Below are 6,274 nucleotides of genomic sequence, written 5' to 3' on the forward strand. Positions count from 1 at the left end.
CCCCGCAGGCGGGCGCCGGGCGCCGGGCGTCCCGCCGGGTCGGGCCGGGGGCGAAGCGACACGCCGGCCACGGCCCGGCCGCCGGCCAGCCGGCGCCGCCCGGCCGGATTCCCCCTTCACTTTCGTCATGACAAGACCCCTGTCGCCGGGGAGCGCCCCGGCGGCCGGGCGGACGCGGCCTCGCCGAGGTCGCGTGGGCAACACGCCTATCCCTTTACCCAGAGGCAGGAGAGTGCGGTGACGCAGGTCAAACAGCGAGCGACCAGCACCGAAATCCTCAATCACGTCTTCCGGTTCCGCCGGCTCGTCGCCGGCCCCGACGGGGGGTGCGCAGATGTGCCGTGCGATGCGTGCAGGGCCCCGCATGAAAAGAAGGTACTGAAGTACATCGAGGCCGACGAGCCACTGCATTTCGTCATTCCGGCCTTTCCCGCCAAGTCGCCCAACGACCGCAAGGTGCTCGGCGCGCTGCCCGACATGGGAGAACGCTTGGCCCTGGAATTCCTCCAGTCCTTCTGCGACCACCTGACGCATTACCACGCGCCGGGCGCCCGGGTCACGATCTGCTCCGACGGCCACGTCTTCGCGGACGTGGTCGGGGTGAGCGACGACGACGCCACCCGCTACCGGACCGAACTCGAAGGAATGGTCAGGTCGTTCGACGGCAGCGCCATCGACTTCTACGCGCTGGCCGACGCGTACCGCAGCACCGATTACGACGCCCTGCGCACCGAACTCATGGCGCAGTACGCGGAATCGCTGGCGAGCTTGAAACACCGGGCCACCCAGGACGAGAACGTGCGCGGGATGTTCAACGGCATCCACCGCTTTATGTTCGAGGACCGAATCGCGGTCAGCGAGGGCCGGAGCCGTACCAAGGTCAGGGAAGAGGCCAAGCCCGTCGCCTGGGAGGTGATCCGGCGCTCCAACGCGTGGAGCCGGCTCGTCGCCGAGACGTACCCGGACGCGCTGCGGCTCTCCATCCACCCGCAGCCGGTGCACTCCGAGAAGATCGGCTTCCACCTCGTCCGCACCCGGGACCGCTGGCTGACCCCCTGGCACGGGGTGGCCCTGGAGACCGGGGACGGCATGTTCCTGACCAAGCGCAGCCACGCCGAGGAGCTCAAGGCGTCCCTGGTGTGGCGCGGCAACCGACCCAGCCACTTCGTCGCCCCCCACCTCACCCTCCAGGAGGTCATGTCATGAGCACGGCCCTGCCGCTCGACCCCGCCATCCGCATCGACCGCTCGTACCTCAAGCCCTTCGGCGTGGTCATCGAGTCAGGCGGCGACACGGACGTCAACGCCCTTCCGCCCGCCCTGCTCGCCCGCTGGGTCGGGGAGTTCAGGGTCGTGGTGCTGCGGGGCTTCGCGCCGCTGTCCAAGGACGCCTTCGCCGACAGCGCACGCCGCTGGGGTCCCCTGCTGACCTGGGACTTCGGCGAGGTGCTCGACCTGGTGGTGCAGGAGAAGCCGAAGAACTACCTGTTCACCTCCGGCTGCGTCCCCTACCACTGGGACGGCGCGTTCGCCGCGCAGACCCCGGCGTACATGTTCTTCCAGTGCCTGAAGGCGCCGCTGCCGGACGCGGGCGGCGAGACCACCTTCCTCGACACCACGCTGCTGCTTGAGAACGCCGAGCCGGAGCGTCGGGCGCTGTGGGAGCAGGTGCAGATCACGTACACGGTCGAGAAGCGCGGCCACTTCGGCGGCAGCTTCACCACGCCGCTGGTCAGCCCGCACCCGATCACCGGGCGCCCGACGCTGCGGTACGCGGAGCCGCTGCCGGCCGACGAGTACGAGAACCCGCTCGACCTTGAGGTCGCGGGCATCCCGGCCGACGCCCACTCCGAACTCCTCGCCGACCTGCACGAACGGCTCTACCGCGGGGACACCGGCTACACCCACACCTGGCAGGACGGCGACTACCTGCTCATCGACAACCACGCCGTGCTGCACCGCAGGGAGTCCTTCCAGCAGGAGTCGCCGCGCCGGCTCCAGCGCGTCCAGATCCTCTGAGCCATCGGCGTCGGGCGTGTCGGGTACGTCGCGTGCGCGGGGTGCCCGCCGGCGGCCCCGCGCGCGGGGCGGCGCCACCCGTTGGCCGGGGCGCCGGCGTACGGGCCCAGCCGGCCCGTACGCCGGCCCCCGCAGCCAGCACGCCCGCAGCCGAAGGCCCGTAACTCGCGAGGCCCGCAGCCCCGCAGTCCCGTAGCCCGCAGTCCCGCGAAAGGTTCCGATGTCCACCACCACTGACTACGCGTTCGACAACCAGGCCGCCCAGGCGCCGTCCCGACTGGGCGCGCTTGAGGCCGCGTACGACCCGATCACCATCGCCCGCATCGCCGAACTCGACCTGCCCGCCGGGGCCCGCTGCTGGGAGGTCGGCGCGGGCGGCGGCTCCATCGCGCACCACCTCGCCGACCTGGTGCGCCCGGGCGGCGGCAGCGTGCTCGCCACCGACATCGAACTCGCCCTGACCACCCCGGCCGACGGGCTCCAACGGCGCCAGCACGACCTGCGTGGGCCGCTGCCGTCCGACGACCGGTACGACCTGGTCCACGCCCGGCTGGTGCTCGGCCACATCCCCGAGCGCCGCGAGATCCTGGCCAAGCTGGTCGACTCGCTCGCCCCGGGCGGCTGGCTGCTGATCGAGGAGTTCGACGCGACCTCGCTCCAGCGCCCACTGACCTTGCCGAGCGAACGGGACGCCGCCGTCGTGCACCGGGTCGTCGACCTCACCCAGCAACTCCTGGTCGCCAGCGGCGCCGACCCGGCCTGGGGGACCGAGGTGCACGCGGCGATGGCCGGCCTCGGCCTGGCCGACGTGCACACCCGGGTACACGCCGAGAGCTGGGCCGCCGGCAGCCCGGGCGCCCGCCTGCTCACCCACAACACGGTCCAGCTCCGCCCCCGGCTGCTCGCGGCCGGCGCCACCGAGGCCGAGCTCGACCGGATGGTGGAGTTGCTGGCCGACCCGACCGTGGCCATCACGTCCTGGCCCCTGGTCTCCACCCGCGGCCGACGCGCCGCCTGACGGCCCCCGGGCCACGGGCCGGTGGCCCCCGGGCGACCTGACGGCCCGGACCCCAGCCGATCGGTCCGCCTCGCGCGCCCGCGCCCGCGGTGTCTCGTGCAGACCGTGGCCGCGGGCGCGGGGCGGGGCGGCCCGCGCCGTACGTTCCTCAGGCGCAGGGCTCCGCCGTACGCGCGCTACGTGCAGGGCCCGCGCCGTACGCGCAGCGAACGTAGGCCGCGTACGGGGCCCGGGCCGTGCGCCGCCGCACGGGCACCGCCCGCCCTGCGCCCCGTACGCACCGCGTACCCCAGCCGCCCTGACCGCTCCCCGCCAGGGGCAGCCGCGGGACGGCTACTCCATCACCGGCCGCGGTGCCGAAGCCGAAGCCGGGGGCGCCGCCGCCGGGCCCGCCGCCGGCTCCACGGGGGGCGTCGTGCCGCGGCGCGCCCGCCAACCATTGCTGAGGACCTGGTGGAGGCCCTTGGCCAAGACCGTGCGCTCTTCGGCGGAGAGGCCCGCGAGGAGGGGTTCTTCGGTGGCCGACAGGACGCCGTCGACCTCGCTGAGCATGTCCCGGCCGCGCGCGGTGACCCGCAGCTCGGCGGTACGGCCGCGGCCGGCCGGTGACTGCCGGGCGACCGCGCCCGCCCGCTCCAACTGCCGCACCGTGGCCTGCATGCTCTGCGCGGTGACCCCGGCGCGCCGGGCCAGCGCGCTGTAGGAGAGGCCGGGCTCGCGCGAGAGGTGGCCGAGCGCGCTCACGTGGCGGAGCGACAGGCCGCGCGCCTCCAGCGCGCGGTCGATCTCCTCGCGCATCAGCCGCCCCGCCGTGAGCAGCAACATCCCGGTACGCGGCGCCACCAGCGCCGGCGACGGCGGCGTACTCGGGTCTCCGGCCGGGCTCCGCGTCACGTGCTCCCACCTTCCGCCGCCCGCGCCGGGCGGCACCTGTTCGCTGGCCCGTACGACCGGCTCGTACGCCCGGCAGGTACGTCTGGTCCGCACGCCGGGCTCGTACGGCAGACAGCTTCCGCCCGGCCGCTCGGCCGGCCGTGCGCCGGCTCTCGCCGGTGCCTCGCCCGCGTCCGTACCCCGCCCGGGGGCCGCCCGGCAGGGGGCGGCGGCGCGATGCTAGCCTCGATGCGAGTTTAAGGCAGACTGAAACTAGGGGTTGGTGCCGTTCGGGGCGCCGATCGGGAGGGCGTGCCATGACCAAGCTCATGCTCAGCATCCATGTGCTGGTGGCCGTGATGTTCATCGGCCCCGTCACCGTGGCGGCGAGCCTCTTCCCGCGCTTCGCCCGGCAGGCCCTGACGGCCGCCGCGGCGACGTCGACGGCAGCGGGCGGTGCGGCCGGGCCGGGCGGCCCCGGTGACGCGGACGCCACCGTTCCGTCCCCCGCGGCCAGCGACGGGACCGCGCAGGCGACGGCCGCCAAGACCGCTGCCGGGACCGCCTCCGCGGCCACCTCCGCCGCAGCCTCCACTGCCGCCCCCGCTGCCCCCACCGCCACGCCCGGTGCCTCGGAGCCCACTCCCGCCCCCGCGACCACCACCCCGGAGCCCGCCCCCGCCGGGCGCGCCGGCTCCCTCGCCTCGGTCCTGCTGCTGCACCGGATCAGCCGCGTCTACGCGCTCCTCAGCGCCTCCGTGCCGATCCTCGGGATGCTCACCGCGCAACAGATGGGTGTGATGGGAGACACCTGGCTGATCGCGTCGATGGTGTTGACCCTGATCGCCGCGGTGCTGCTCGGCATCGCCGTCCTCGGTTACCAGCAGGGCGCCGTCATGCTCCTCGAAGACGACGCGGCCGAGCCCGGCGCGCTGCGGGCCATGGCCGCCCGCATGCCCAAGCTGGGCATGGTGACCGGCTTCTACGCACTGACCTGGGCCGTTGTCGTCGTGCTGATGGTCGTACGACCCGGCTCGACCACCGGCGCCTGACCCGTACGCGACGGGCGGGCCGCGCACCCCGCCCGCCCGGGGCCGGGGCCGTCCGGCGTCGCCCGTTGTGAGCGGGCGCGGACGTACCGTGCGCGCCCCGTGTCCGCCCCGTCCCGCCGCGCCCCCGCCCCGGGGCGCGGCGGCCTCGCACCCGGGAGCGCTCGGCGGGGGAGACGGGGGGAGATCGTCACCGATCCGCCCGGGACACGGCGAATTGCCCCCGGGTTCGCAACCGGCGCGTTCGCCAGAGAGAATGCGGGATGCGTACCGCCGGTGGGCCATGTCGGTGAGACGCTGCAAGGGGCCGCACCTTTTCCGGCCCCCACGGGGAGGTGTCAGGCAGTGGAGCAGCTCACGCAGCAGGACCCGAGGCGAATCGGACCGTTCGAGGTCCTCGGGCGGCTCGGCGCGGGCGGCATGGGGCTGGTCTATCTGGCCCGTTCGGCATCGGGCCGGCGGGTCGCGATCAAGACCGTACGGACGGAGCTCGCCGAGGACCAGCTCTTCCGGGTCCGCTTCACGCGCGAGGTGGAGGCGGCCCGCGCCGTCAGCGGCTTCTACACGGCCGCCGTCGTGGACGCCGACCCCCGGGCCGCGGTGCCCTGGCTGGCCACCGCGTACGTGCCCGCCCCTTCGCTGGAGGAAATAGTCAACGAGTGCGGGCCGCTGCCGGCCCAGGCGGTGCGCTGGCTCGCGGCCGGCATCGCCGAGGCACTCCAGTCCATCCACGGCGGTGGCCTCGTCCACCGCGACCTCAAGCCGTCGAACGTGCTGGTCGTCGAGGACGGGCCGCGCGTCATCGACTTCGGCATCGCATCCGGCGTCTCCAACACCCGGCTCACGATGACCAACGTGGCCGTCGGCACCCCGGCCTACATGTCGCCCGAGCAGGCCCGCGACTCCCGCAGCGTCACCGGCGCCAGCGACGTCTTCTCCCTCGCGTCGACCCTGGTCTTCGCCGCCACCGGGCACGCCCCGTACCACGGCGCCAACCCCGTCGAGACGGTCTTCATGCTGCTCCGCGAGGGCCCCGACCTGAGCGGCCTGCCGGACGAGCTGCACCCGCTCATCGAGTCGTGCATGCAGATGACCGCCGACGACCGGCCGACCCCGGCCGACCTCCAGGCACAACTCGCCCCGCACCTGTTCTCCGCCGGCGACGACAGCGGTACGGCATCGGCCTGGCTGCCGCCCAGCGCGGTCGCCCTCATCGAGGAGCGGCGCGGTGGCGGGCGCAGCGGCCCCGCCCGACCCGCCGGCGGCCAGCGGCAGGGCGGCGACGGCCGGCCCGCCGGGCCCGACCGGCCGCCGGT

At 74.3% G+C, this 6,274-nt stretch carries 5 protein-coding genes and 1 pseudogene; 5 read left to right on the plus strand and 1 reads right to left on the minus strand.

The genetic code is table 11. The features are described 5' to 3' along the window. The first annotated feature begins 237 nt into the window (after nt 1–237). The 3 genes from ACMA1D_RS31755 (at nt 238) to ACMA1D_RS31765 (ending at nt 3,036) form a co-directional block, all read left to right on the plus strand. Nucleotides 238–1,206 carry an L-tyrosine/L-tryptophan isonitrile synthase family protein gene (locus tag ACMA1D_RS31755; RefSeq protein ID WP_414727437.1) on the plus strand — a complete coding sequence of 323 codons (969 nt, stop codon included), beginning with the start codon at nt 238–240 and terminating at the stop codon, nt 1,204–1,206. Continuing rightward, nucleotides 1,203–2,018, plus strand: a complete 816-nt coding sequence (locus ACMA1D_RS31760; protein ID WP_414727438.1) for a TauD/TfdA dioxygenase family protein — start codon at nt 1,203–1,205, stop codon at nt 2,016–2,018. Before ACMA1D_RS31755 ends, ACMA1D_RS31760 begins: the two co-directional genes overlap by 4 nt. 220 nt (nt 2,019–2,238) lie before the next feature. Beyond that, nucleotides 2,239–3,036, plus strand: coding sequence for a class I SAM-dependent methyltransferase (locus ACMA1D_RS31765; RefSeq protein WP_414727439.1), 798 nt, complete (start codon nt 2,239–2,241; stop codon nt 3,034–3,036). Between the two features lie 333 nt (nt 3,037–3,369). On the opposite strand, the gene ACMA1D_RS31770 is transcribed toward ACMA1D_RS31765, so the two are convergent. Further along, nucleotides 3,370–4,023 (minus strand): MarR family winged helix-turn-helix transcriptional regulator, encoded by a 654-nt coding sequence (locus ACMA1D_RS31770; RefSeq protein ID WP_414727440.1) that lies wholly within the window; start codon nt 4,021–4,023, stop codon nt 3,370–3,372. A gap of 203 nt (nt 4,024–4,226) precedes the next feature. Between ACMA1D_RS31770 and ACMA1D_RS31775 the strand changes: the two are divergent. Together ACMA1D_RS31775 and ACMA1D_RS31780 are read left to right on the plus strand one after the other, a co-directional pair. Next, nucleotides 4,227–4,418: pseudogene (locus ACMA1D_RS31775) on the plus strand (hypothetical protein); the annotation flags it as partial. 885 nt (nt 4,419–5,303) lie between these two features. Further along, nucleotides 5,304–6,274: serine/threonine-protein kinase (locus tag ACMA1D_RS31780; RefSeq protein WP_414727441.1), on the plus strand; the 971-nt coding region annotated here is incomplete at its 3' end.

Origin of the sequence: Streptomyces sp. 796.1 (genome assembly GCF_047525675.1) — a bacterium.
Taxonomy (GTDB): Bacteria; Actinomycetota; Actinomycetes; order Streptomycetales; family Streptomycetaceae; genus Streptomyces.

Coding starts and splice junctions, on each gene's coding strand:
- ACMA1D_RS31760 (WP_414727438.1), top strand. CDS start 1,203: ATGAGCACGGCCCTGCCGCTCGACCCCGCCATCCGCATCGACCGCTCG.
- ACMA1D_RS31765 (WP_414727439.1), top strand. CDS start 2,239: ATGTCCACCACCACTGACTACGCGTTCGACAACCAGGCCGCCCAGGCG.